Origin of the sequence: Bacillus sp. BD48 (genome assembly GCF_046566805.1) — a bacterium.
In the GTDB taxonomy this organism is placed as follows: Bacteria; Bacillota; Bacilli; order Bacillales; family Bacillaceae; genus Bacillus; species Bacillus safensis.
Window position 1 is genome coordinate 292,682 of record NZ_JANGFM010000006.1, and the last position, 23,821, is coordinate 316,502.

25 protein-coding genes, 1 rRNA gene and 1 pseudogene are annotated in these 23,821 nt (G+C 42.4%); 19 read left to right on the forward strand and 8 right to left on the reverse strand.

Annotation, left to right across the window (positions count from 1 at the left end; genetic code table 11):
• Positions 1-33: 33 nt before the first annotated feature.
• Together ACLGGR_RS17995 and ACLGGR_RS18000 are read left to right on the forward strand one after the other, a co-directional pair.
• On the forward strand, positions 34-2,628 hold the full coding sequence (locus ACLGGR_RS17995) for a YfhO family protein (protein WP_410973629.1): 2,595 nt from the start codon (positions 34-36) through the stop codon (positions 2,626-2,628).
• 61 nt (positions 2,629-2,689) lie between these two features.
• Positions 2,690-3,226, forward strand: coding sequence for a DinB family protein (locus ACLGGR_RS18000; protein WP_410973630.1), 537 nt, complete (start codon positions 2,690-2,692; stop codon positions 3,224-3,226).
• On the opposite strand, the gene ACLGGR_RS18005 is transcribed toward ACLGGR_RS18000, so the two are convergent.
• The 3 genes from ACLGGR_RS18005 to ACLGGR_RS18015 all read right to left on the reverse strand — a co-directional run bounded on the left by ACLGGR_RS18005 (position 3,135) and on the right by ACLGGR_RS18015 (position 5,046).
• Complete coding sequence (locus tag ACLGGR_RS18005; protein WP_103132708.1) at positions 3,135-3,554, reverse strand: regulatory YrvL family protein; 420 nt, start codon at positions 3,552-3,554, stop codon at positions 3,135-3,137. The genes ACLGGR_RS18000 and ACLGGR_RS18005 overlap by 92 nt on opposite strands.
• Before the next feature lie 69 nt (positions 3,555-3,623).
• Complete coding sequence (locus ACLGGR_RS18010; RefSeq protein ID WP_410973631.1) at positions 3,624-4,787, reverse strand: oxalate decarboxylase family bicupin; 1,164 nt, start codon at positions 4,785-4,787, stop codon at positions 3,624-3,626.
• A gap of 94 nt (positions 4,788-4,881) precedes the next feature.
• The gene (locus tag ACLGGR_RS18015; protein ID WP_073204399.1) at positions 4,882-5,046 is read right to left on the reverse strand and encodes a YvrJ family protein; all 165 of its coding nucleotides are present in this window, start codon (positions 5,044-5,046) and stop codon (positions 4,882-4,884) included.
• 166 nt (positions 5,047-5,212) lie between these two features.
• Here ACLGGR_RS18015 and ACLGGR_RS18020 point away from each other — a divergent pair, with 166 nt between their 5' ends.
• Positions 5,213-5,815 (forward strand): sigma-70 family RNA polymerase sigma factor, encoded by a 603-nt coding sequence (locus ACLGGR_RS18020; protein WP_095408023.1) that lies wholly within the window; start codon positions 5,213-5,215, stop codon positions 5,813-5,815.
• Entirely contained in the window at positions 5,763-5,984 is a 222-nt protein-coding gene (gene rsoA / locus ACLGGR_RS18025; RefSeq protein ID WP_410973632.1) for a sigma-O factor regulator RsoA, read from the forward strand. Before ACLGGR_RS18020 ends, rsoA begins: the two co-directional genes overlap by 53 nt.
• An 18-nt stretch (positions 5,985-6,002) precedes the next feature.
• Here the strand turns inward: rsoA and ACLGGR_RS18030 are convergent, their stop codons facing one another.
• Entirely contained in the window at positions 6,003-6,983 is a 981-nt protein-coding gene (locus ACLGGR_RS18030; RefSeq protein WP_008341965.1) for a metal-dependent hydrolase, read from the reverse strand.
• 191 nt (positions 6,984-7,174) lie between these two features.
• Between ACLGGR_RS18030 and mutY the strand changes: the two genes are divergently transcribed.
• Complete coding sequence (gene mutY, locus ACLGGR_RS18035; protein ID WP_410973633.1) at positions 7,175-8,275, forward strand: A/G-specific adenine glycosylase; 1,101 nt, start codon at positions 7,175-7,177, stop codon at positions 8,273-8,275.
• Here the strand turns inward: mutY and ACLGGR_RS18040 are convergent.
• On the reverse strand, positions 8,262-8,486 hold the full coding sequence (locus tag ACLGGR_RS18040; RefSeq protein WP_003217808.1) for a hypothetical protein: 225 nt from the start codon (positions 8,484-8,486) through the stop codon (positions 8,262-8,264). The genes mutY and ACLGGR_RS18040 overlap by 14 nt on opposite strands.
• A gap of 81 nt (positions 8,487-8,567) precedes the next feature.
• Between ACLGGR_RS18040 and fabL the strand changes: the two genes are divergently transcribed.
• From fabL to ACLGGR_RS18090, 10 genes and pseudogenes are all read left to right on the forward strand, one after another.
• Positions 8,568-9,320 (forward strand): enoyl-[acyl-carrier-protein] reductase FabL, encoded by a 753-nt coding sequence (gene fabL / locus ACLGGR_RS18045; protein ID WP_024425211.1) that lies wholly within the window; start codon positions 8,568-8,570, stop codon positions 9,318-9,320.
• Positions 9,321-9,395: 75 nt separating this feature from the next.
• Positions 9,396-9,545, forward strand: a pseudogene (locus tag ACLGGR_RS18050) (gamma-type small acid-soluble spore protein); the annotation flags it as partial.
• 174 nt (positions 9,546-9,719) lie between these two features.
• Positions 9,720-9,980, forward strand: coding sequence for a YgaB family protein (locus tag ACLGGR_RS18055; protein WP_039177303.1), 261 nt, complete (start codon positions 9,720-9,722; stop codon positions 9,978-9,980).
• A 147-nt stretch (positions 9,981-10,127) separates the two neighbouring features.
• Positions 10,128-10,658: a nucleoside tri-diphosphate phosphatase gene (gene ntdP / locus ACLGGR_RS18060; RefSeq protein WP_024425209.1), complete on the forward strand. Its 531-nt coding sequence runs from the start codon at positions 10,128-10,130 to the stop codon at positions 10,656-10,658.
• Between the two features lie 95 nt (positions 10,659-10,753).
• Positions 10,754-12,496: an ABC transporter ATP-binding protein gene (locus tag ACLGGR_RS18065; protein WP_410973634.1), complete on the forward strand. Its 1,743-nt coding sequence runs from the start codon at positions 10,754-10,756 to the stop codon at positions 12,494-12,496.
• Between the two features lie 112 nt (positions 12,497-12,608).
• Positions 12,609-13,631: an ABC transporter ATP-binding protein gene (locus ACLGGR_RS18070; protein ID WP_410973635.1), complete on the forward strand. Its 1,023-nt coding sequence runs from the start codon at positions 12,609-12,611 to the stop codon at positions 13,629-13,631.
• The gene (locus ACLGGR_RS18075; RefSeq protein ID WP_410973636.1) at positions 13,600-14,577 is read left to right on the forward strand and encodes an ABC transporter ATP-binding protein; all 978 of its coding nucleotides are present in this window, start codon (positions 13,600-13,602) and stop codon (positions 14,575-14,577) included. Before ACLGGR_RS18070 ends, ACLGGR_RS18075 begins: the two co-directional genes overlap by 32 nt.
• Positions 14,552-16,138 (forward strand): ABC transporter substrate-binding protein, encoded by a 1,587-nt coding sequence (locus tag ACLGGR_RS18080; RefSeq protein ID WP_410973637.1) that lies wholly within the window; start codon positions 14,552-14,554, stop codon positions 16,136-16,138. Before ACLGGR_RS18075 ends, ACLGGR_RS18080 begins: the two co-directional genes overlap by 26 nt.
• Positions 16,139-16,199: 61 nt before the next feature.
• Complete coding sequence (locus tag ACLGGR_RS18085) at positions 16,200-17,201, forward strand: ABC transporter permease (protein WP_024425205.1); 1,002 nt, start codon at positions 16,200-16,202, stop codon at positions 17,199-17,201.
• A 17-nt stretch (positions 17,202-17,218) separates the two neighbouring features.
• Positions 17,219-18,115, forward strand: coding sequence for an ABC transporter permease (locus ACLGGR_RS18090; RefSeq protein WP_142946286.1), 897 nt, complete (start codon positions 17,219-17,221; stop codon positions 18,113-18,115).
• Between the two features lie 29 nt (positions 18,116-18,144).
• On the opposite strand, the gene ACLGGR_RS18095 is transcribed toward ACLGGR_RS18090, so the two are convergent.
• The gene (locus tag ACLGGR_RS18095; RefSeq protein ID WP_142946285.1) at positions 18,145-19,218 is read right to left on the reverse strand and encodes an FUSC family protein; all 1,074 of its coding nucleotides are present in this window, start codon (positions 19,216-19,218) and stop codon (positions 18,145-18,147) included.
• A gap of 245 nt (positions 19,219-19,463) precedes the next feature.
• A complete protein-coding gene (locus ACLGGR_RS18100; RefSeq protein ID WP_410973638.1) occupies positions 19,464-20,759 on the reverse strand; it encodes a glutamate-1-semialdehyde 2,1-aminomutase in 1,296 nt (431 codons plus the stop codon).
• A gap of 129 nt (positions 20,760-20,888) precedes the next feature.
• Between ACLGGR_RS18100 and bcp the strand changes: the two genes are divergently transcribed.
• Together bcp and perR are read left to right on the forward strand one after the other, a co-directional pair.
• Complete coding sequence (gene bcp, locus ACLGGR_RS18105; RefSeq protein WP_024425791.1) at positions 20,889-21,356, forward strand: thioredoxin-dependent thiol peroxidase; 468 nt, start codon at positions 20,889-20,891, stop codon at positions 21,354-21,356.
• 157 nt (positions 21,357-21,513) lie between these two features.
• The gene (perR, locus tag ACLGGR_RS18110; protein WP_012009347.1) at positions 21,514-21,951 is read left to right on the forward strand and encodes a peroxide-responsive transcriptional repressor PerR; all 438 of its coding nucleotides are present in this window, start codon (positions 21,514-21,516) and stop codon (positions 21,949-21,951) included.
• A 35-nt stretch (positions 21,952-21,986) separates the two neighbouring features.
• On the opposite strand, the gene ACLGGR_RS18115 is transcribed toward perR, so the two are convergent.
• Positions 21,987-22,334: a YgzB family protein gene (locus ACLGGR_RS18115; RefSeq protein WP_142946283.1), complete on the reverse strand. Its 348-nt coding sequence runs from the start codon at positions 22,332-22,334 to the stop codon at positions 21,987-21,989.
• A gap of 189 nt (positions 22,335-22,523) precedes the next feature.
• Here ACLGGR_RS18115 and ACLGGR_RS18120 point away from each other — a divergent pair, with 189 nt between their 5' ends.
• Together ACLGGR_RS18120 and ACLGGR_RS18125 are read left to right on the forward strand one after the other, a co-directional pair.
• Positions 22,524-23,402 carry a nucleotidyltransferase-like protein gene (locus tag ACLGGR_RS18120; RefSeq protein WP_024425790.1) on the forward strand — a complete coding sequence of 293 codons (879 nt, stop codon included), beginning with the start codon at positions 22,524-22,526 and terminating at the stop codon, positions 23,400-23,402.
• 316 nt (positions 23,403-23,718) lie between these two features.
• Positions 23,719-23,821: ribosomal RNA gene (locus ACLGGR_RS18125) — 16S ribosomal RNA — on the forward strand; the annotation flags it as partial.

The window sequence follows — 23,821 nt, forward strand, 5'->3', positions numbered from 1 at the left end:
AAAAAGAGTGGATCTTTTGTAGAAAGGATTTAGATGATGAAACGTAGATGGATAATCATAGGAATGTGCCTCATTCTCGCTTTATTAGGCCACTCCTTTTTCTTATATGAATATACACAAGGGCGGTATATGACAGGAGATGGAGATGGGATCTCACAAATGCTCCCATTTAAAAAGCTGCTTTACGATGAATACGTCAAAGGGAACTTCTTTTATTCCTACCAATTCGGTCTAGGTGGCGGTACATATACGCAATTAGGTTATTATTTCACAACGTCGACTGTCTTTATGGTCACAGTCGCTGTCGTCTGGCTGATGAATGCGCTTCATATCATCCAGTCAACGGACATTCATTTCTGGGCAAATGCCGTCATTTGGCTGAGTGTGATGAAGCTGACGCTTATTCTTTTCATCGCTTACCGTGTGCTTCTTTCAATGGTCCAGCATAGGCTGAGTGCATTAACAGGTGCCGCTATCTACGGATTGTCTATTGTGTATTTTCGGCATCAAACGTTTTGGGAGTTTTTCACCGATAGTATGATGTGGCTCCCGCTGCTTATACTTGGGGTTGAACGGATTTTCAAAATGGGTAAGCCGGCTTGGTTTATTTTGGCGTGCAGCCTGATGCTCATCAACAACTTTTACTTTGCTTATATTCATTTTATCTTTTTAGCGATCTATCTTGTCTTCAGATATATCATCAAGCTTCGAAGTGAGGAGCACGGGTGGAAGGTGTTCTGGACGCTGGCAGTCTCTACGCTGTTATCCTTTGGAATCAGTGCTGCCTTTTTTGTCCCGTCTGTCTATGGTTTTCTCAATAATATAAGACCGCCGTATGAACAGGCCATTCCTTGGTTCGATCTGCATGATCATCTGCTGTTTACTAGCAGGGTGTATTTATTACCTGTGATCTTTCTCATTTGTATGTTCCTCGTTCCGCTTTACCGGAACAGGTGGTTTTTCATGTTTACATCGATCAGCGTTCTGCTCATTGTTTTTCACTACAGTCCAAAGATGGCGAGCGTGTTTAATGGTTTTTCAGCACCGCAATACAGATTTGAGTACATTCTTGCCTTTACAGTTGGAGCGGTCGTAGCCATCACCATCAAGCATTTCTCACAAATCGAGTGGAAGTGGAAAAAGCGTGCGGTCTTAGGCGCTTGGATCGTGTTCCTCCTCGCCGTCGCCTTTTCAGAACGGGCAAAGGGAAATATGGATGTTGTTGTATTTACAGGCATAGGACTGCTTGTGATCAGCTTGTTTTTCCTTTTGATTCATGCGGAAAAACGCCAACACCTTCGTCTCTTTTCAGCTGTGCTCATCGTTGTCAGCTTACTGACAGCAGGCGTGTATCAGCAGGGCTACTTATCTGAAAGAAGCAACATTAAGAGCGTATCAGATACGTATCTGAATAGTGAGGCATATGCTGGACATGAGCAAATGAAGCTCATTCAGCAGATTCAAAGCCGCTCAAAAGAAGATCCGCTTGCCCGGATTGACTGGATGAACGGCGTGCGCAACAACACCCCGTTATTTGAAGGCTTTCAAGGCATGAGTGCGTATTCAAGTATATTGAATCAGCATTTGCTCAATTTCTACTGGAATGACCTGCAAATCGATATGGGACGGGAAAGTGTCAGCCGTTATGCAACAATGGGGGATAGGGCGAATTTATACAGTCTGACCTACGGAAAGTATTATATGAGAACGAGCGCGATGTCTTACTCACCGCCAGCTTATTTTAAGCCAATCTTGGAAAGCGAGCATTATAGAGTGTATGAAAATACACGGCCGCTGCCATTTGCAAGAACAACAAGCACCGTTTATTCAGAAGAAGCCTTAAAGGATGCCTCAGCACTAGATAGGGAGCATGCTATGCTGCAAGGTGTGATTTTAGACAAAAAAGGAAACGCTGAAATTGAGCATTCGCCAGATCGAATTAAGGATACAAATATTCATACGGAACAAGCCATATACGAACATGGCGTGCTTGATGTATACGGAGAAACAGGCGGCCTGAATATCACGCTGCCAGATGATATGGCCCGCGCTGGGGATGTGTATGTGAGCTTTTATGTGAAGCGGACAGACCGTAACGAAGGATTTCAGTTATCCGTTGACAACTACGTCACCTCACGAAAAAGCAATACATCCATCTACAAAACAGGCGTCAATGAAGTGACGATTCGAGTCCCTGCGGAAAAAATCCTTTCCATTCGAGTACCAAAAGGGACGTATGAACTCAATCAACTGAGGCTGTATCAAGAGCCTTACCGCATTCTAGAAAAAGCATATGAAAAAGAAAAACAGGATAATGGCAGCCAGCAAGTAAAGCTCGAAAACAACCGCTTTACGATTTCATATGATAACAAACGCGGCGATAATTATATGGTTCTGCCTGTTCCATATGAAAAAGGCTGGGAGCTCACGGTAAACGGACAGCAGACCGATATTGAACAAGCCAATTACGCATTTATCGGTTTTCCAATAGAAAAAGGCAAAAATGAGGTTGTGCTAACCTACTATCCGCCTTATATCAGAATTCTCGCGTTGATTTCACTCGTCAGTTTGATTGGTGCGATCCTATATGCGCGGAGACAACACAAGAAACACCACTTTACATCATAAGTGGTGTTTTTTCTCATCATTGATACAATCTACATAAAAGCAAGTGAATGGGGGAAACCATTTGACGTTAAACAAAGAGTCCACTATTGCTCATTTTGAACACTCCATTGAATGGGTACAGTCACTAACGGAATTAACAGACAAAGAATGGCGCAGAGCGATCGCTGATGGAAAATGGAGCACCGCTGAAATCATCGCCCATTTCGTTCCATGGGATGAATTTATTTTACACGACCGTCTAAAAGAATTTTGGAACGATCGGCCATTACCTCAAGCTCCTGATGTGCACAAAATGAATCAGCAGTCAGCTGAAAGAGCGAGAAAGGAAAAGAAAAGCGAGACGATCGTTCGATTTATTGCTGTCAGAACAGAATTACTTCAAGAAATGAAGAAAATCGAACCATCTCGCTGGAACGAATCCTTTTTTATCGGTCAAACCAAGCTGACGTTATTAAGTTATTTCCAAGGACTGATAGAACACGATATCCATCATATGAAGCAAATCACTAAGCTTCTTTCTCAAACGAAAACGTCGCATAATCAAACAAAAAATGAAACAACCAAAGGCTCAGGGCAAAGAGAATTTCCTCAGAAGTAGACAGTAAAATACCGCCCACTAATTCATCTGATAAATAGACAGCACCCCAAATAAACAAAAGATGAATTGAAATGGCATAGAAAACGATGGAGCGTTTTTTGGAACGGCACTTTTTAACAACCCTCATGAGCACATGCTCCACATGCTCAAAGGATATCCCAAGTACCACATAGATGCCCATAAATAAAAGCATCGATAAAATCGATTGATAAAAAGCACCCGTCAAATGAAAGAACAGCACACAAAACAACAAAAATATGTAACAGACAGCAGACGCCGCCATGAGCCATTTCAGCCCTTGCCATAAAGCGTGAACAGATTGCTGCATAGGTGAACAAACACTCCTTTACATGAAGATACCTGCAAAAAGGACAGCCTTTTTGCAGGAAGTTATATGTTAATCCTCTTTTTTAGGCGCAGCGATCACAGGATGTTTTTCAGTATCAAGCAGTTTTAAGAAATCTTCGTCTTGATCTAAATGATCAAGAACAAGCTGTTTCGGTGTCACCGCAAGCCACTGATTGAGTGAAATGTCTGCATAATGATCGCTCTTAAAGATTTCTAAGAAAAAAAGCGGTTCGTCGCCTGTATTTTCTACATAATGCCCCATTGCAAATGGGACATATCCAACGTCTCCCGCCTGATAGTTGAAGGTTCTCGCATGTCCATCAGAAGCAAATACCGTCATTCGTGCTTTTCCAGAAATAAAATATTGCCATTCATCCGTATTTGGATGCCAATGCAGCTCACGGATAGCACCTGGATCAACTTTCACAAGAGCGGATGCAATTGTTTTAGACGCTTTGAAATTGGTAGAGTCCGCAATCCACACTTGTCCGCCGCTTGACGTAATCGGCTCTTGTTTTAACAGCTCATATTTAAAGGAATTCGGGACTTCCCCTTGCTCTGTTTTCACCTTGTCACATTCAAGGGAACCAGGAATTCCTTTTTGGAAAATATACTTTTCTTTCTCTGGCAGCTTGTCAAACTGCTCTTTTGTCATACCGAAGTTCTTAAGCACGACTTCCTCTGGCGTGTGGGCAAGCCAATCGGTTACTTGGAACGTACTATTTTCTGAGAAAGACCCATCATCAAACACAAGCAAGAATTCAGCTCCTGGTTCAAGTGCTTGGATAGAGTGCGGCAGGCCAGAAGGGAAGTACCACAAATCACCCTCTGTCACATCCTCTGTAAAATTGCGCCCCTCTGCATCAACCGATGTAATCCGGGCTTCCCCATAAATCATGTACGCCCATTCCGCTTCCTTATGCCAGTGAAGCTCACGAATCGCACCAGGCTTTAGCCGCATATTGACAGATGCAAGACTTTTAGAGATCGGCAGTTCACGGACCGTTACCTCGCGGGCGTAGCCGCCTTTTTCTAAACGATTGTGTGTATCAGAAAAAGAATATTTCAGGTTGGAGACCGTTCCATGATCGGTTTCTGGCGGCGTGAGCATATCTGGATTTTGTCTGTCCCGCTCGAGATTACGTGGAATTTTGACTGTTGCTCCTTTTTCTCCTCGAATCGGCTGTGGTATTCCATTTTGCTTTTCACTCATGATAAAATCCCCTTTCAACATCGTATTGTGTGAGGTGACAAAAGGCCTTTCATTTCGCCCTCGTTTTCATAAGGTGAAACGAATCAAGCAGATGTCAATCTGATTCATCATTTTTTTGAGCAGCGACTAATCGTTGGATGAGCTTGCTTAATTCATCAAACTTTCGTTCAAAGCGTGTCAGCAAGTAAACCGTCAAAATGGCAGGGAAGCCAGCCTGACCGAGCTGCTTCAGCCATTCCTCTGAAAAAAAGGTCTCCATTTGTCTCACCTCCCAGCGGATGCTCGTCTTCTATATAAGTGGTATGAAAGTAGAAAAAGGAAAGCAGAGGGGGATAAAATGAACCATTAGACCCGTTTCATGAAGTTTACTTTTTTTAACTTTTGTCCACTTAATGCTAGTAGAGGGAACAAAGGGGAGGATGCACATGGATTATCGGCTGTTATTGAAAGCAAAATGGAAGGAAATCATTGATCACCCGCTCATTCAGCAGTTTTTAAGCAACCCGAAAAACGAGCAGCTGCTCCGGCAGGTCATGGAAGAGCCAAACGAGGAAAATGCCAAAAAATTAGATTCCGAGTTCAAACAGTTCTATCAGAAAATCCGCATCATCAAGTATATCTCCACAATGATACGCATCTTTTCAGTCGACTTTGACAAACGAGTAAAAAAGAAACAGCAGCGTTTTCCGCTCATACTCGATCATCCTGATACGCAAGAAGTGAAAGACCCTGTTCAAACAGATACGTATGAAGCCGTGCTCTTCAACCAGCAAGACTTAGGGGAGCACCTGCAAGACCAAACATTGTACAAGGCCTACCAGCAGCTTACAGACAAACAAAAAATGGTCCTAACCCATATTTATGTCGAAGGCCAAACGATGAAAGAAATAGCCGATCAGTTAGGCGAAACAAGACAAAACATCTCAAACATTCACAAAAAAGCACTCAACAAACTAAAAGAAGAAACAGGGGGAGATGTCCGTGCCCGAAGACAAAATGACCAATGGAGAAATGGAAGAACTCATTGAAACCTTCACACCCATGATCAAAAAGAAACTACAAAACACGGCATATCAAGAAAGAGAAGACCTCGAACAAGAACTCTATATCAAACTCATCGAAAAAGTAGACCGGCTGATTTACCAAGAAGGACCTGGATTTTGGGAGTTTATTGTGGAATATATGACGAAGATGTAAGCACAAAAAAAGACTCGCTCACACAGAGCCGAGTCTTAATTTTTTTTGCAGTTTTTCTTCACTGAAAATCCAGCCGGTATAGGAATTTTTGATTTGGTGGTCCATGTCTATATGGCAGATCGCAACAAAAGGATAATGACCTTTGCTGCGGTAGCGCAAATCAATGAACCGCACCTCATAATGATCCTTGTATTTATCTACTTCCCACCGATAGACAGGGGAGAAGGAGAGAAAGGCTGAAATGTTTTCGTCTTGTTTGGCAATTTTCATAATTTCTGTGTCAGGGACCGGCACCCGGTTAAAGGTGTCTAAAATGATGATCTCACCATTCATACTGCGTCCAACATGGAAGGAGGATTTACATTTCACGGCAATGCGCCATTGTCTGAACTTCATCGTAGGCGAAATAATAATGTCTTCAATTTCATCGAATCGTGCACGCAGCTGACGTTTGATCTGAAGCTGCATGATGACCCTGACGATATAGTAACAAAAAATCACCGCATACAGTGTAATGAACGTATAGCCGGGATGCCCGCCAATCGCCCATACGACAATGGCGACAAGGTGTGTAAAAAAGATAAACGGATCAAACGTGTTAATGATCCCAAGTGCTACCCATTTCTTCGAAAATGGGCGAATGGCCTGCGTACCGTATGCATTGAAAATATCGACAAACACATGAAGCACAACGGCTAATAGTGTCCATAACCAAAGGTGAAGTAAATTCGCCCCCGGCACAAATGGGAAAATCACAGCCGGAATCAGCAATGACCAGAACAGTACAGCCGGAATGGAATGTGTAAATCCTCGGTGATTTCTTATATAAACCGCATTATTTTTTAGTTTTAGCACAGTATCAATGTCTGGTGCTTGGGAGCCGGCGATGGTCGCGATCATCACGGCGTGTGCCATGTGTGGATCTGCGCTGACGGCTGGATCTAAAAGTGCAAGTCCCCCAAGAGAAATGCCCATTACTACATGAGTACCAGTGTCCAATTGATTACCTCCTAGTTGTCATGCTTAGGAACAATCATACAAAGTATACGTCTCCAATCAAGACTATGTGCAAAATCACTTTTGCTTTATCCCGATTTAATGTAACATGTTAACGTATCTACAAACAGTATACAACAAATAAGGTTCTATTCAGAACGTTAGCCCTCGGTCCAATGAGAAGGAGTATAGATATGAAAGACATTCAAGAAAAGCTGGACCGCAAAGATATTGCGGGCTTTCAGCATGATTTAATTGATTGGTATGAAAAAGAACAACGAACATTGCCATGGCGTGAAAATCAAGATCCATACCGCGTCTGGGTATCAGAAGTCATGCTTCAGCAAACGAGAGTGGATACGGTCATTCCGTACTTCAACCGGTTTATGGAGCAATTCCCAACGGTGAAGGATCTCGCTTTAGCTGATGAAGAAAAGGTCATGAAAGCATGGGAAGGTCTTGGCTACTACTCAAGAGTTCGTAATTTACAGGCAGCTGTGAAAGAAGTATATGAATCCTACGGTGGCGTTGTCCCTGATACGAAAGAGCAATTTTCAAAACTCAAAGGTGTAGGCCCGTATACGAGCGGCGCAGTGCTGAGTATCGCCTATAACAAGCCGTATCCTGCGGTAGACGGCAACGTGATGAGGGTCATTTCCCGTATTTTGTCCGTATGGGATGATATTGCAAAACCAAAAACGAGAAATATTTTCGAATTTGCGGTCGATCAGCTCATTTCCCGGGAAAAGCCGTCAGAATTTAATCAAGGGCTGATGGAGCTAGGTGCGCTCATTTGCACTCCAACATCCCCTGCCTGCCTCATTTGCCCTGTGAACATGCATTGCTCGGCACTCGAGGAAGGCGTTCAGCATGAGCTCCCAGTGAAAAGCAAAAAGAAAAAGCCGACTGCAAAATCAATGGCAGCAGCGGTGTTATTTGATGACGCAGGCAACCTATATATTCATAAGCGGCCAAGTACAGGCCTTCTTGCGAATTTATGGGAATTCCCTAACATGGAAACCATGAAGGGAAGAAAAACGGAAAAAGAGCAGCTCATTGATTTCTTAAAAGAGGAGGCGGGTGTACAAGCGGAGCTTGGTGATCTAGAAGGCACCATTCAGCATGTATTTACCCACCTCATCTGGAATATTTCTGTTTTCTTTGGACGAGTTACCTCTGTAACTGATGACACGAAGCTGAAAAAAGTCACAACAGATGAATTTGAGGCATATGCTTTGCCAGTCTCACACCAAAAAATTTGGAAGCTGGCACTTGAGCAGCCTAGTCATATTTAACCGTTGTACCGTGGGTATAATCAGCTTCATTTCTGTGCAATCCCCCGCGGTCTTCGATTTCAGAAATGATTTCTCGATACTTAGATTGCCCTTCTTCATTCAAATAAGGTAAAATTTGTTGGAAAGCATGATGAAAGTAAGCAAGCTCAGTATCTTTCCATTGATCCTTGGACATCATGCCAAGCTGGCTTAAATCGCGTCCGACATACATGAATGTAACCTCCTAATAGGAACTTTCCTATTAGTGTGAAGCGAATGAACGAAAACTATTCAAATCAGGAGATGAACCATAATGAGTCAACGTAAATGTGCATTAATTACAGGAAGCAGCAGAGGGGTAGGGAAGGAAGTTGCCCTTCGCCTCGCTGAAAAAGGATATGACATTGTCATTAACTACGCGAGAAGCAAAAAAGCCGCACTTGAAACAGCGGAAGAAATTGAAGCGATGGGTGTCAAAACATTGGTTGTTAAAGCCAATGTAGGCCAGCCTGAGAAAATCAAAGACATGTTTCAGCAAATCGATGAAACCTTTGGCCGTTTAGATGTATTTGTGAACAATGCGGCATCAGGTGTTCAGCGTCCCATTATGGACCTTGAAGAAAATCATTGGGACTGGACAATGAATATCAATGCGAAAGCCTTGTTATTCTGCGGACAAGAAGCGGCGAAACTAATGGAGAAAAACGGCGGCGGACATATCGTCAGCATTAGCTCACTAGGCTCTATTCGCTACCTTGAAAATTACACAGTAGTCGGCGTATCAAAAGCAGCACTAGAAGCTTTGACACGTTACCTTTCAGTTGAGCTTTCACAAAAAAATATCGTCGTCAACGCTGTATCAGGCGGTGCGATCGATACCGATGCACTTAAGCACTTCCCGAATCGTGAAGAGCTTTTAGAAGATGCGAAGAAAAACACACCTGCCGGCCGAATGGTGGAAATTAAAGACATGGTCGACAGCGTGGAATTCCTTGTATCAGGCAAAGCAGATATGATTAGAGGCCAGACGATTATTGTGGATGGCGGACGTTCTTTGCTTGTTTAAAAAAATCATGAATAGGATGTACACCTTCTGCACAAATTAATGTGCGTGGAGGTGATAATGATGGATCAACAACAAAACAAAACAAACGCACAACAAGTGAAGAAACAAAACCAAGCTGCTGCACAAGGTGGTCAATACGGCACTGAATTTGCTAGCGAGACTGACGCACAGCACGTAAAAAAATACAACCAAAAAGCTGAGCAAAACAAACAACAAAACAGCTAATCACTGAAACAAAGGAAAGCACTTCATATACGAATGAAGTGCTTTTCTTTTTGCCTCTCACCACCATCCGACAAAACCTGTAAAACCTCTACATAAACAGTCAAAGGATTTCCTCCTTCTTTCAAGAAATGGTATACAGACAAAAAGTGGATTCGATGAAAAGGGAGGAGTTAGATGTCTGATTTCGATCAGCTTGTAAAAGAACAAATGCAGCTCATGGATCAGCTGCTCGATGTGCAGGGAGAACTCGATTTATGCTTAGAAACAGAAAAACAATTGCTGCAGGATGAAAAAAAAGAAGAGTGGCATAGGCTTTGTGATCAGATCAAACAGAAACGTGAGGAACTGCAAAAAGTGCAAACCTTATTTACAAAACAGACAGAAGAGGTCATCAATTCATATAAACAGATGGAAAAGAGTTCTAGCGTGATGTAAGTCAGTGTGCCGTTCAATTGGGTTGAATGGCTTTTTCATTTCATTTTTTAATGATGTAACGGTATAATATAATAGAGACATGTTTAGTTGGGAAATTAGGTCTTTGGACTGTTAGGTTTGTTTGTTATAGAAAGTAGGGGAGAAAATATGGGCTATCCCAAGGAAGGAGAAACCATCCAAATTCAAAGCTATAAACATAATGGCTTGATCCACAGGATTTGGAATGAAACCACCATTCTGAAAGCAACGGAATTGTGTATCATTGGTGCAAACGACCGTACAATGGTGACTGAATCCGACGGCCGTACTTGGATGACGAGAGAACCGGCTATTTGCTATTTCCATGCAAAACAATGGTTTAATGTAATTGGGATGCTTAGAGATGATGGGGTATATTATTACTGCAACATCAGCTCTCCTTTTGCGACAGATGATGAGGCAATTAAGTATATTGATTACGATTTAGACGTCAAAGTCTTTCCAGACATGACGTACAATATTTTGGATGAGGATGAATATGCAGATCATAAGAGGCAGATGAATTATCCAAAAGAAATCGATAGTATCCTAAGAGAGCATCTGAATACATTACTGCATTGGATTCACCAGCGGAAAGGTCCGTTTGCTCCTGAATTTGTGGATATGTGGTATGAACGTTTTTTACATTATACAAAATAAGCAAGAGCATCAAAAAACCTGTTTGGCTTTTTAGGCTAACAGGTTTTTGACTGCGTACGGATAAGAGGCACTGATAGATTGGGAAGGAGATTTACATGGGGGTCATTAAACGCTACATGGCTTTTGTAACACCGTATAAAAAACAGATTGCATTGACAATGGTCATCGGAATGATTAAGTTCTCGATACCCTTAACTTTGCCTCTGCTTTTAAAGTATGTCATTGATGATGTCATTCAAGGCTCGGGGTCCGCTGAAGAAAAGACATCATCTCTATTGATCATAATGGGAATCATGCTCGTATTATTTTTAGTGATGAGGCCGCCTGTTGAATATTATAGACAATACTACGCACAGTGGACAGGCAGTAAGGTATTATTTGATATTCGGGAAAAACTGTTCTCGCATATTCAAAAGCTAAGTCTTCGTTATTATGCCAACACGAGAACAGGAGAAATTATTTCAAGAGTGATCAACGATGTGGAGCAGACAAAGGAATTTGTCATCACAGGTCTCATGAACATTTGGCTGGATATGATGACCGTACTGATCGTGATCGCCATTATGTGTACACTGGATCTTAAGCTCACCATCGTGTCTGTCATTATTTTTCCTCTATATGCGTTTGCAGTAAAATATTTTTACGGACGGCTTCGTAAGCTGACAAAAGAGCGGTCACAGGCGCTGGCTGAAGTGCAAGGACATTTGCACGAGCGTGTCCAAGGAATGCCGGTCATTCGAAGCTTTGCGATTGAAGAATATGAACAAGAGAATTTTCATGATGAAAATAAAAATTTCTTAAACAAAGCAATTAACCATACGAATTGGAACGCCAAAACATTTGCTGTCGTCAATACCATCACTGACATTGCGCCGCTGTTAATCATTGCATTTGCTGGCTACACCGTGATTAACGGATCGCTTTCAATTGGGACCATGATTGCCTTTGTAGGCTATATTGACCGGATGTACAATCCGATTCGACGTCTCATTAACTCATCCACGACGTTAACCCAGTCCGTTGCATCAATGGATCGGATCTTTGAGTTTATTGATGAACCATATGAGGTCACAGATCGGCCGAATGCAAAAGAAGCCAATCATTTAAAAGGAGAGGTAGAGTTTAAAAATGTGTCGTTTCGTTATGAACACACGCAGGAAGAGATTCTGCACAATATCTCCTTGAAAGTAGAAAAAGGACAAACGGTTGCGCTTGTAGGAATGAGCGGTGGAGGGAAGTCGACACTCGTCAGCTTAATTCCAAGGTTTTATGATGTCACAAACGGGTCACTTGAAATTGACGGCGTAGATATAAAAGAGTACAAGGCAAGAAGCCTTCGAAATCAAGTCGGAATGGTGCTGCAGGATACATTCCTATTCAGTGGCACGATTAAAGAAAATATTGCGGTTGGGGACCCAGAAGCATCTTTTGAAAAAATGGTTTCTGCTGCAAAAGCAGCAAATGCTCATGATTTTATTATGTCTCTTCCAGAAGGGTATGACACGAAAGTAGGAGAACGGGGCGTAAAGCTGTCAGGCGGACAAAAACAGCGGATTTCTATTGCAAGGGTATTTCTTAAAAATCCACCGCTGTTGATTTTAGACGAAGCGACGTCTGCCCTTGATTTAGAAAGTGAGCATTACATTCAAGAAGCGATGCAAAAGCTGGCGAAGGATCGCACAACTTTTATTGTCGCACACCGATTATCAACCATTACACACGCTGACCAAATTGTGGTCATGGAACAAGGCGAAATTGTGGAAAAAGGAACACACGAAGAATTAATGAACCGAGACAGCCACTATCGCCATTTATTTACCATTCAAACATTAAATTAGTAGAAGCCTATCCGATTCTAGCGGATAGGCTTTTTTATGCTTGTCAAAAACATGACATATTTCCCAGCTTGTCTCAATACAATTTTAAAAAGTATGACGGGGTGGTGAATATGTGAAAGAACAAGACGTGCTGCTAGATGTCAAACAGCTGTCCATTGCGTTTCAGCAGAAAAAGCAAAAAGTGCCCATCGTCCATCACATATCGTTCTCGATTCAAAAAGGGGAAACGTTAGGAATTGTGGGCGAATCTGGCTGCGGGAAAAGTATCACAAGCATGTCATTAATGGGACTGAATCAGCAAACCGATACAACGGGCGAGGTTCATTTCGAAGGGCAAAATCTGCTGTCACTTTCAGAGAAACAGTGGCGAGAGATAAGAGGAAATGACATTTCGATGATTTTCCAAGAGCCAATGACCTCTCTGAACCCATTAATGACGATCGGCAAACAAATGACGGAAGCCCTTTTCACACATCAAGCAATCGGTCAGAAAGAAGCAAAAGCGAAGGCGATTGATCTTCTTCAAACAGTTGGATTGAAGCAAGCAGAATCGCTGCTTAGAAAATATCCACATGAATTATCAGGCGGCATGCGCCAGCGTGTCATGATTGCGATGGCAATGCTTTGTCATCCAAAGCTCATGATCGCTGACGAACCGACAACTGCGCTTGATGTGACCATCCAAGCGCAAATTCTTCGTCTGCTCAAAAAGCTGAACGAAGAGATGGACACTGCTATTTTATTTATTACTCATGATCTAGGTGTCGTGCGGCAAATATGCCAGCGAGTCATGATTATGTATGCCGGTCGAATTGTAGAAGAAGGAACCGTTGACCGTATTTTTCAAAAACCTCTTCATCCCTACACGAAAGGTCTTTTCGCCTCAGTTCCATCGTTTAAAGAGAAAAAAGAAAAACTCATCTCTATTGCAGGTCATGTGCCTAAGCCAGGGGCCATCCGGTCCGGGTGTCAATTTGCCGCGCGCTGCCCATATCAAATGGCGCAATGTCTTGAAAAAGATCCAGCCTTACAATCCATTGAACAGAATCACCGCGTGGCATGTTTTCTAATGGAAGGAGGAGAAGACACTGAGTCACCCACTCTTGCAAGTGAATCAGCTGACAAAACGGTATGACACAGCCGCCTTTTTTTCTAAACATAAACAATCGACTTTGGCTTTAAATCAAGTGTCCTTTCACGTGAAGGAAGGAGAAACGCTTGGCATTGTTGGTGAATCGGGCTGCGGGAAATCAACACTTGGCAAAAGCTTAATGAGATTAACTGAACCGACGTCAGGCTCTATTCAACTGAAAGGGCAAGAGGTCACTCTTTTGAAAGAAAGAGAGATGCGTTCTTTAAGAAAAGACATTCAAATGATTTTTCAAGATCCATATGCTTCATTAAATCCACGTATGAAAATCAAAGATATTTTAGAGGAACCGCTCATTGTTCATCGACATGGGACGAAAGCAGAAAGACGGAAGCGGGTCAAAGAGATGCTGCATATTGTCGGTTTTGATCCCTCCTACGGGGAGCGTTATGCGCACCAATTTAGCGGCGGACAAAGGCAGCGTATTGGGATCGCTAGAGCACTCATTACCCATCCAAGTCTTGTCATTGCCGATGAACCGGTTTCAGCTTTAGATGTATCCGTTCAAGCGCAAATTTTGAATTTGATGCTTGAATTGCAAAAGACGCTTTCTCTGACGTATCTATTTATTTCTCACGATCTTGGCGTTGTCAGGTATATGAGCGACCGAATCGCCGTCATGTATGCTGGCCGCATTGTCGAGATGGGGCCTGCCGAAGATGTGTTTCACAGCCCGCTTCATCCTTATACATCGCTGCTTCTGAAATCCATTCCACATATGGATCACGTGCTAGAGACGCAAGATGTGGCAGCAGAAGAGTCTGCAATGACGCCAAGCGGCGGTTGTCCTTTCTACAAAAGGTGTCCAAAAAGGTGGGAGAAATGCTTAAAAGCAGTACCTGCTTTATATGAGGAGGAACCGGGGCACACGGCCGCGTGTTATTTATATCAAAAGGAGGAACACAATGAAGAAGACATGGTTATTCAGTAGTTTCATTTTTGTGCTGGCACTGGCGCTCTTTTTAGGGGGATGCTCGTCTTCACCGACATCGGAAGAAAAGGCAACAAAAGATACCCTCGTATTTGGCAGAGGAGGAGATTCCACTTCACTAGATCCAATCACAACGACAGAAGGCGAAACCTTCAAGGTCACAGAGAATATATTTGAAAAGCTTTTGAATTACGGTGAGAAAGACACGACCATCCATCCTGGCCTCGCAACAGAATGGGATGTTGCAAAGGACGGAAAATCATACACGTTCTACTTAAGAAAAGGTGTGAAATTTCACGATGGCACAGACTTTAACGCAGAAGCAGTAAAATTTAACTTTGACCGCTGGATGAATGGAGACGCAGAAAAGTTTCCTTACTATGGTATGTTTGGCGGCTATAAAAAAGATAAAGGGCATGTCATTAAAGACATCATCGTAAAAGGCGAGCATGAAATTGAATTTCAGCTAAAGCGCCCGCAGGCGACATTCCTCAAAAATATCGCTATGTCACCATTTGGCATTGCCAGTCCAGCGGCAGTTGAAAAAAGCGGAGATTCATTTAGAGAAAATCCAGTGGGGACAGGACCATTCAAGTTTAAAGAGTGGAAGCAAAACGACCGTATCGTGTTAGAAAAGAACAAGGATTATTGGCAGAAGGATAAACCAAAGCTGAATCAAATCATCTTCCGTTCCATTCCAGAAAACTCTGCTCGTTTAAATGCCCTTAAAACAGGCGAGATCGACTTAATGGATGGCGTGAATCCATCAGATTTAGATGGCATTAAAACTGACAAAGCACTCCAGCTCATTGAAAGACCATCCATGAACGTAGGCTATATCGGACTGACCGTCACAAGAAAGCCGCTTGATAACAAGCTTGTTCGTCAGGCACTCAATTATGCGGTCGATAAAGAATCGATTATTGAGTCATTTTATGGCGGACTTGCTGAGTCCGCAAAAAATCCATTGCCGCCTGCTTTAGAAGGCTACAATGACGACATTGAGCCATATCCATATGATCCAGAAAAAGCGAAAGAACTATTAAAAGAAGCGGGCTTCCCTGACGGCTTTCGCATCAAGCTTTGGGCAATGCCTGTACCGCGTCCATACATGCCAGATGGGATGAAGGTAGCAGAAGTCATTCAGTCAAATTTTGAAAAGGTCGGCGTCAAAGCAGAAATTGTGACATATGACTGGGCGACCTATTTAGATAAAGCAAGTAAAGGGGAAGCAGATGTGTTCTTATTAGGATGGACAGGGGACAATGGCGATCCTGATAATTTCATTTACACGCTGCTGGACAAAGACAGCATTGGCGGTAACAACTATACATTCTTCAAAAACGATAAAATGCATGACATTCTCATTGAAGCGCAAACAGACACAGATCAAAAGAAACGAAATGAGCTGTATAAAAAAGCGCAGGAAATCATTCATGACGAAGCGCCTTGGATCCCATTGGTGCATTCAATTCCAATGCTTGCCGCTTCTAATGATTTAAAAGGCTACCAGCCGCATCCAACTGGTTCAGAAGCTTTAACTGACGTGTATTTCGAATAAGCAAATAAGGGAGATCTTGTATCTCCCTTATTCAAACAAAGATAAAGGCGGTGAAAGCTGTTTGTTTGCTTATTGTATGAAGCGGGCAGGAATGCTCATCCCAGTACTGATCGGAATGACATTGGTCGTGTTTTCAATTATTCGTTTTATACCTGGAAATCCAGCGCAGGTCATCTTAGGACAGCGGGCAACGAAAGAGGCAGTAGAGCAATTAACGATCCAGCTCGGTTTAGACCAGCCATGGTACGTTCAATACGGTCATTATATGCTTGGCCTTTTAAAAGGGGATTTAGGGACTTCCATTCGAACAGGAGCGGCTATTGCCCAGGAAATGAAGCCTTACTTATTTGCGACGTTAGAATTGACCTTTTTTGCCATGGTGCTGGCGATTGTCGTGGGAGTGAATGCCGGAATCATTAGTGCTTGGTTTAAGCATTCTTTCTTTGATTATGCCGCGATGTTTATTGCACTCATCGGAGTGTCCATGCCGATTTTCTGGTTAGGCTTAATGGGGCAGTGGCTGTTCTCGATCGAATTAGGTATTTTGCCGACAACGGGCCGAGAAGACGTAAGGAATCCAGTCGAGTCGATCACGTATATTCATACACTGGACACGCTTTTGCAAGGCCGGTTTGATCAATTCGCTGACAGCATCAAGCATTTGATCTTACCAAGTACAGCACTCGCAACAATCCCTGCAGCAATTATTGCGAGAATTACAAGGGCAAGTATGCTGGAAGTGCTTCATTCAGACTTTATTCGAACAGCAAAAGCAAAAGGAGTACGTTCATTTTTCATCATTTATCAGCATGGTCTGAAAAATGCGCTCATTCCGATCTTGACGATTATCGGTCTTCAGACGGGCCTCTTGCTTGGTGGAGCGATTTTAACAGAAACCATTTTTGCTTGGCCGGGTATTGGGCGGTATATATATGACGCCATCAGTTATCGTGATTACCCAGTCATTCAAACAGGTATTCTCGTCGTTGCGCTCATATTTGTCCTGATCAATTTCATTGTGGACATCTTGTATGCGGTCATTGATCCAAGGATTAAATATTAGGGAGGGAGAGTGACAATATGGAAGCACAAAAAGAGCTTGAACCACCTCAACCAAAAGATGAACGCTCTCAATCATTGATTCTTGAATCAATGAAGCAGTTCTTTCAGCACAAGCTGGCGGTCATTGGCAGTGTGATTGTCTTTTTATTTCTTATCCTAGCGATCTTTGCACCGCTCATTGCTCCTTATGGAATCAATGAACAATCACTTGGTGAGCGATTTAGTGCTCCTTCAGCTGCACACTGGTTTGGTACGGATGATTTCGGCAGAGATATATTTTCAAGAGTTGTGCATGGAGCACGGATTTCCTTATGGGTCGGCTTCTTCTCGGTTCTCGGGTCTGTCATTTTAGGCACACTGCTTGGATTGATAGCAGGCTATGGCGGAAGAGTGCTAGATGCTGTGATCTCCAGAATGTTTGATATTTTACTCGCTTTTCCTAGCATTCTATTAGCGATTGCTATTGTCTCCATCCTAGGCCCCTCCTTACAAAATGCCCTTATTGCCATTGCGATTATTAATGTCCCAACCTTTGGACGGCTCGTACGTTCAAAAGTGCTGAGTATTAAACAAGAAGAATACGTGCTGGCAGCAAAGGCGGTTGGAATGTCACACCGCCGCATCGTACTACGTCACATTCTGCCAAATAGTATGGTGCCAGTCATCGTACAGGCAACGCTAGCAATCGGAACCGCAATTATTGAGGCAGCCGCTTTAGGTTTTTTAGGATTGGGTGCACAGGCGCCAAGTCCAGAATGGGGGAAAATGCTCGCCGATGCGAGACCTTATCTCGTTCAAGCCCCCTGGACATTATTCTTCCCAGGAATAGCGATCATGCTGACGGTTCTAGGCTTTAACCTGATGGGGGATGGATTAAGAGACACACTGGATCCGAAAATGAAGAAAATAAAATAAGACCGATTCTCAGAATCGGTCTTTTCTGTTTATGCTTCTTTTTCTTCTGTCTCGATTTCACTATCTTTTGGGTGATACGTCTGGAAGCTTGTAATCAATGTATCTAAATGCTCTAATTCATCACGGTATTCGATGATGCTGGACATGACATTCAGCATATTGTAATCGAGCAAGTCGTTTTCTTGGTTTTGCTGATGCTGAATAAATGATTTCGTTAACGTCTCAAGGCGAAGAGAGCATTCATTTTGAAATTCATCGTCCTGCGGCTTCATTTTTCCAACGAATTTCATCAAGGTGCGCTCATGCCAATACAGTAAATAATCAATTTCATCCGTTAGGCTTTCCCTGAAATGCTCTGGCATCAAATGAATTTCATTTTCTAATTTATGAAGTTTTTTCAGCAAATACAGAGCGCGATTCGATGTCATAATGGCCTGCCTGAACAAAACAAGCTTTCTTGATTTGACATACGTGGTTTTCTTTAAATAGCTTCGTTCTTCTTTGTATAACAAGTAAATGTGATCTAATTTGATCATGCGTTCTTTTATTTGATCGATGTCATCCTTTAAAATGGAATGATCAGTAGACTGTCTGGAGCTCAGACGGATCCATTTTAAAATCTCCTCTGTATTTTCCATAATGTGATGAACAAGTTTTGTTTCATACTTTGGCGGCAGGAAGATTAAATTCACTAAAAATGAAGAAAGAACCCCTAACACCACAGTAGCTGTTCGGATTAAGGCAAAGGAAAGGAAATGATCCCCTGCGCTTTCTAAAATCGCGATGACGGTTACAAGTGCAATCGGAATTGTGTGTTCAATCTTCAGCTTTAAATTAATGGCGATGACCATGACGGCGGTTAAACCGATAATGACTGGTCCTGTGCCAAAAAGCAGACCGAACGTAATGGCAAGCGCTGCGCCAATAATATTGGCTTGCACTTGATCAACAATGGTTAAAAAAGATCGATAAATAGATGGCTGGATAGCAAATACAGCTGCAATTCCCGCGAAGACGGGCGTTGGCAACCCAAGCCATGTTGCCAGGTAAAGCGCGAGTACAATGGCAATACCAGTTTTTAAAATACGGGCTCCAAGTTTCATTGGTTTTGTCCCTGCATTCCTTTCTTTTCGATAATAGATGATCACTGTCATTATCATTCATATTTTGATGAATCAACTAAGTAATATACAGCGGTCTTCCGAAATATTCAAGTGATTTTTGAAAGTTCATGAAAACATCAAAAGAAGGTATTGTGAAGAAATGTAACAGATTCGCATGCTTTTGACAAACAAGAGCTGGTAAATAAAAAAACAGGCGCATGTTTTTACGCCTGTTTTGGACTTCATTATGATTGTTTCAGCTGTGCAAATGCATGATCTACTGCTTGCAGCGTCTCAGAAATATCTTTTTCAGTATGTGCGATCGTTAAGAACCAAGCTTCATATTTAGAAGGAGCGAGGTTAATGCCTTGCGCGAGCATTAATTTGAAGAAGCGGGCAAACATTTCGCCATCCGTATTTTCAGCCTGCTCATAGTTCACAATCGTTTCTGTTGTGAAATAAATTGTGAGAGCGCCTTTTAAGCGATTCACTGTAATATCTACTTGATGCTTTTTGGCATGGGCTAAAATGCCTTCTTCTAACACAGCGCCAAGCTGATCAAGACGCTCGTAAACGCCGTCTTCTTTTAACAATTCCAAGCAGGCAATACCTGAAAGAATGGATGCAGGATTGCCTGCCATTGTGCCAGCTTGATAGGCTGGCCCGAGCGGGGCGACTTGTTCCATAATTTCTTTTTTACCGCCGTAAGCGCCGATAGGAAGGCCACCGCCAATAATTTTTCCTAATGCAGTGAGGTCAGGTTTTACTTGAAGCAAGTCCTGTGCACCGCCATACATAAAGCGGAAAGCCGTAATGACTTCATCATAAATCACCAGTGCGCCTTTTTCATGTGTGAGGTCATTGACCTGCTGCAGGAAACCGTCCTTAGGTTCTACAATGCCAAAGTTCCCGACTATTGGCTCGACAAGGACAGCTGCTACTTCATCTCCCCAGCGATCTAATGCTTCTTTATAGCTATCAATATCATTAAATGGAACGGTAATGACTTCATTGGCGATACTCTTTGGTACGCCCGCTGAATCAGGTGTTCCTAAAGTGGAAGGACCAGAGCCGGCTGCCACTAGCACAAGATCAGAGTGGCCGTGATAGCACCCGGCAAACTTAATGATTTTTGTTCTGCCTGTATATGCACGAGCCACTCGAATCGTTGTCATCACCGCTTCTGTACCTGAATTGACAAAACGAACTTTGTCCAAAGCAGGCATGGCTTCCTTCAGCATTTTAGCAAAAGTGACTTCATGCTTCGTTGGTGTTCCGTAAAGGACACCTGTTTCAGCCGCTTTCGTGATGGCTTTTGTAATATGCGGGTGGGCGTGTCCTGTAATAATAGGACCGTATGCTGCCAGATAATCGATATAGCGGTTTCCGTCAACATCCCAAAAATAAGCGCCTTCTCCTCTTTCCATCGCAACGGGTGAACCGCCGCCTACTGCCTTATATGAACGAGACGGGCTGTTGACACCTCCAACAATGTGCTCCAGCGCCTCTTGATGTAATTTTTCTGATTCTGTGAATTTCATAAATAGCCTCCTATCTCAACGTATCACGTCGTCTATCATTATTTTAACATGCCGATGCAAGCGTCCTTAGTTGAATATCCTCTCAAAATTGGATAGGCTAATTAAAAAATAGGTTGGAGGGATTGTGTCATGACAATCGAAGTAGGGCAGCAAGTACCTGATATTGAGTTAACCGGCGACAATGGGGAGAAAGTAAAGCTTTCTGATTTTAAAGGAAAACATATTGTCCTTTATTTCTATCCAAAAGATATGACACCAGGCTGTACAACAGAAGCATGTGATTTCCGCGACCGCCATCAAAGCTTTGCAGAATTAGATGCTGTCATTATCGGCGTAAGCCCAGACAGTCAGGACAAGCACCAAAAGTTTAAAGAAAAACATGATTTGCCGTTCCTGCTTCTTGTAGACGATGAACAGAAATTGTCTGAAGCCTTTGGGGTATGGAAGCTGAAAAAGAATTTTGGCAAAGAATATATGGGAATCGAGCGTTCAACGTTTCTTATTAATAAAGAAGGCACGCTTGTGAAAGAATGGCGAAAAGTAAAGGTAAAAGACCACGTAGAGGAAGCACTTGAGGAATTAAAAGCTCACGCTTAATATCCTCACAGGATGAGATCGGCAGTCATGCCGGTCTTTTTTGTAAAGAAGAATAGGTAAAAAAGAGGATTGTAATTGACAAAGTTTCGGCTCTGGGGGTACACTATTTATAAAGATTATAATATAAGAATATTTTTGAAGAGAGGTGCATGATGAAATGGCTGCTCACGAACTAAAAGACGCTTTAGATGCTCTAAAAGAAACCGGTGTTCGAATTACCCCGCAGCGCCATGCCATCTTGGAGTTTCTCGTAAATTCTATGACACACCCAACCGCGGACGATATATATAAAGCACTTGAAGGGAAATTTCCAAATATGAGTGTCGCAACGGTTTACAACAATTTACGAGTCTTCCGGGAATCTGGATTAGTAAAGGAATTAACGTATGGTGATTCCTCAAGCCGATTTGATTTTGCGACATCTGACCACTACCATGCGATTTGTGAAAACTGTGGAAAAATCGTGGACTTTCACTATCCTGGCCTTGATGAAGTTGAACAGCTTGCATCCCATGTGACGGGCTTTAAAGTCAGTCATCATCGCTTGGAGATCTATGGAACTTGTCAAGAATGTGCGAAAAAAGAAAATCATTAATGAAAAAGCTGACCGTTTAAATGGTCAGCTTATTTTTATGACTTTTTTCGATTGTAGGATTCATCAAACTCTTTACCTTCTAATGCTGGATCAAGTGTAAGCGGCTCCCTGCAATGCATACACATGTCCACCCGCCCGAGCACTTTTGTTTCCTTCTCACAGCCTGGACAAATGACACGTACTGCCTTCGTAGAAAGCATACCAATCCAAAAGTAAACGGCTGTACTTAATCCAATCGATAAGACGCCAAGCAGCATAAAGAAAGTCGACAGCCAGATCGATTCCTTGAAGAACACACCGATATACATGATCAGAAAGCCAACAAAAACCAAACTAAGTGCAAATGTTCTGATTTTATTAATCTTACTGGAGTATTTCGCCATCCCTAGTCCCCCTTATCTCCAATATAGCACATTTTACCTTTCCGTTTGAATTAGTTATAGAGTTTTGTGAATAAATTGCTTATAATGATTCAATGATCTTTTTTCATGTATTGAAGGAATTTTGATTCTATGAGGAGAAATACATAGCATTAGAGAAGAACCTTACACCCGAGTATTGGAGGAATCACTATGGAAAATCTTCTCCGTCCTATTTATCAAGAGAGAGCAAGCCATCCAGATACATTAGCTGTGATTATAGTAGAAAGAAGACATAAAGTATCTTCTGAGACGGATAACTTTGATGCAGCACTTTTAGTCATCGTAAAAGAAGCGGAAGAGCCGTTATTTATCAAACACTATGAATCAGATCACCAAACAGCTTCTTTAAATGTTGTCACAGATGATCAACTGAAGGAATGGATTACCCTCGGTACTAACCGCCGAATCATCGATTGGATTTTGAATGGAAAAGTCCTGTTTGATCGAAATGAATATATCTTCAACTTAATTGATGAACTAAGTACATTCCCGTTTTCAAACCGCAAACTCAAAATTGGTTTAGAATATGGCAAGCTCATTCGCAGATATATAGAAGGAAAAGCATTTTTTGAGTCAAATCAATTCCTTGATGCATATAATTCCATTGTGCATGCCCTGCATCACTTAGCACGTATTGAAGTAATTGATAAAGGCTTCCACCCAGAAGTGACCGTTTGGAACCAAGTGCGTCATATGGAGCCGGAAGTATATAAACTTTATTCAGAACTGATTGAAAGCCATGAAAGTCTGCATAAGCGTTTGGAGCTTTTATTTTTAGCGAATGATTTTTTGATCCATTCAAAAGCAGAAATTGGTGCCGCTCATTTGCGTCATGTCATGGAACAGAAGGATATATGGCTTTTTGGTGAGCTTCTTGCACACCCTGATCTAAAGTATTTCACGCCTGACCTTAGCGTCATGATTGATTTCTTTGTGGAAAAAGGAATTGTTCAAGTGGAGCCGATTGAGACAAAGGGACAAAAAATCTATCATCGAGGATATTTTGTAAAAAAAGATATTGACGCATGAATATTATGATGGTATATTATTAAACGTCGCTAACGAGCAACTGAGTTGCTTTGAAAGAAAAGCTGACAAAAAGAAATTCTGAAAAACACTTGACGCACAGGGTGCTCAAATGTTATATTAAGAAAGTCGCCTCTGAGCGATAACGAAAATGATCTTTGAAAACTAAACAAGACAAAACGTACCTGTTAATTCGAGTTTTTATAAAAAAATCCTATGATATTTCATAGGTAGTCAGTCAAACTGGCGAGGCAGGAAATGATCACATGCTAAGTTCGCTACATCGTGTAGCAACGCATGTGTGATATGCATCCTGCATACCTCGGAGAGTTTGATCCTGGCTCAGGACGAACGCTGGCGGCGTGCCTAATACATGCAAGTCGAGCGGACAGAAGGGAGCTTGCTCCCGGATGTTAGCGGCG